Annotated in this window: 3 protein-coding genes; all 3 read right to left on the bottom strand. The window is 72.7% G+C overall.

The genetic code is table 11. The annotated features are described in order from the left end of the window. Positions 1 to 89: 89 nt before the first annotated feature. Entirely contained in the window at positions 90 to 719 is a 630-nt protein-coding gene (locus tag AC07DW_RS34165) for a class I SAM-dependent methyltransferase (protein ID WP_478861483.1), read from the bottom strand. A 291-nt stretch (positions 720 to 1010) separates the two neighbouring features. Next, positions 1011 to 1688 (bottom strand): hypothetical protein, encoded by a 678-nt coding sequence (locus AC07DW_RS34160; protein ID WP_478861482.1) that lies wholly within the window; start codon positions 1686 to 1688, stop codon positions 1011 to 1013. Between the two features lie 11 nt (positions 1689 to 1699). Continuing rightward, on the bottom strand, positions 1700 to 2050 hold a 351-nt coding region (locus AC07DW_RS34155; RefSeq protein WP_478861481.1), incomplete at its 5' end, for an RNase A-like domain-containing protein.

Raw genomic sequence — 2050 nt, 5'->3', positions numbered from 1 at the left:
TGGTCACTCTGGCGAAGACTCAGCCAGACACGCGCCCGCAACAGTCACTACAAACAACGCGGACACACTCCCTAACTGTGATTGCAGTACTAGGAGAGGCGGGCCAGCAGGTGGGCGTCGAGGAAGCCGCGCTCGGAGGCGGGGTCGTGGAGCAGCCGGGCGAACGTGACGAGGCCGGCCCCGGCCAGCAATTCGGCGAACCGGTCCACCGGCCAGCTGTAGGCGGGCGTCACCTTGTGGTCGAAGCGGACGGGGTCCGGTCCGTCGGTCGCGAAGAACGAGACCAGGAGCAGCCCCCCTGGTGCCAGGACGCGTGCCTGCTCGGCAAGCAGCGCGGGCAGTTCCCCCGGCGGGGTGTGGATCATCGAGTAGTGGGCCAGCACTCCGCCGAGCGCGCCGTCCTCGACCGGCAGGGCCTCCATGCGCGCCTCGTCGAACCGCAGCGCCGGATGGGCCCGCCGGGCGTGGTCGACCATGGCCGGGGAGAGGTCGAGCCCGAAGGCGTCCAGCCCCAGGTCGTGCAGCATGGCCGTCAGATGCCCCGGCCCGCAGCCGACGTCGGCCGCCCGCGGGTTCCCCGTCCCGCGCACCAGCTCGGCGAAGGTGCTGATCATGTTCCGTGAGAACGGCTGCGTCTCCAGCCGATTGGCGAACATCGACGCGTACAACTCGACGATCCCGTCGTAGGCCGCCCTGGTCCCGTCCTGGTGCTCCATCACGGGAAGGGAACCTAGCACCGGTCGGGGACCGACCGTCCGGGCACGTCATGACGTTCGTGCCGCCGCCGTGGCGCGCTTCCGCGCCGGGCGTACGCGCCAGGTCCTCGCCCCGCGGACCGCGAGCGGGTCGGCCAGTTCGGCGGGGAAGAGGGGGCGGGGTCGAAGCCCATCCCGGTGAGGTGGCCCGCGAGTTCGAGGGCACCCGGCTGTCCGCCGGGCTCCGTCGGCCCGCGCCCTCCGCCACCGTCCGCGCAAGGCCCCGGCCGGGAGGAACCCGGCCGGGGCCCGCGCTCACGCGTCGACGAGGTAGCGCACCGCGTCGACGACGTGCGGGCCGTGCCCGAACGCCGCCCCGACGCGCTCGATGCGGCCGTACGTCTCCGGCGTCAGCCGGGACCAGAACCCGTTCGCGGCGTGCAGCAGGAAACGGAACGCCAGCTCCGCGCAGACCGTTTCGGCACAGCGCACCAGCGCCCGGCGGGTGAGGTCCACCGGCCCGTGGCCCTCCGCCCGGGGGTCGAGGAGGCCGATCAGCTCGACCACCTCCGGCGTCAGCCGCCGGTGCCCGGCCGCAGCCGCGCCGGTGCCGCCCCCGGCGCACGCGGGGTACGTCGTGCAGGACGCCTCCGACGCGCCGCGCGCGCGGGCCAGCGGGACGACCACGGCCAGCAGCCGGTCCAGCCATGCGCGTGCGGCACCGTGGATCACCGGGGCGCCGCCCAGCGGCGGGTCGGTGGCGTGCCACAGCAGGGCCAGCTCGTCGTCGTCGAGCCCGGAGTCCCGCAGCCGCAGGAGGTCCTCGACGAGCAGGACCAGCCCTGCGGGGTCTCCCTCGGCGCCGAGGTGGGCCCGGACGTGGTCCAGTTCGTCCCCGGCGTCGAGCACCCAGTCCCCGTGGAACGACGCGCCCAGCGCGGTCACGCCGAAGTCGAAGACCGTCTCGCCGGCCTCGGCTGCGGGATCGTGCATGGTGCGGCTCCTTACAGCGGGTAGGCGGTCAGCACGTAGAAGCCGCCGGGCTTGTGGCCCTTCTTCGCCGCCAGGGTCACGGTGAAGCGGTTGCTCGTGGTCGCACTGTAGTTGCCGAGGTGGTCCATGCTGTCGCCCAGCGATCCCAAGCCGTACGTGCCGGTGAGGCTGAGCGTCTGCGGCTTGCCGGCCTTGCCGGACTCCTGGACGAACTTCGCGATCCGGTCCTTGTTCTGCTCGACGAGCTGGTTGACCGCCTTCTGGGCCAGGTCGGCGCTGGACCAGCGGGAGTTCGGCGTGGGCCGGCCGATCTTGCGGGTCTTCTTGACGGCCAGGTCCTTCATCTGCTGCTGGGTCACGTT

It is taken from the genome of Streptomyces sp. NPDC045701 (assembly GCF_056432045.1).
This window is presented reverse-complemented; position numbering and strand designations above follow the sequence as displayed.

Bases quoted from the DNA above. Each gene is read 5' to 3' on its own strand.
- AC07DW_RS34160 (WP_478861482.1), bottom strand. From the start codon at position 1,688: ATGCACGATCCCGCAGCCGAGGCCGGCGAGACGGTCTTCGACTTCGGC.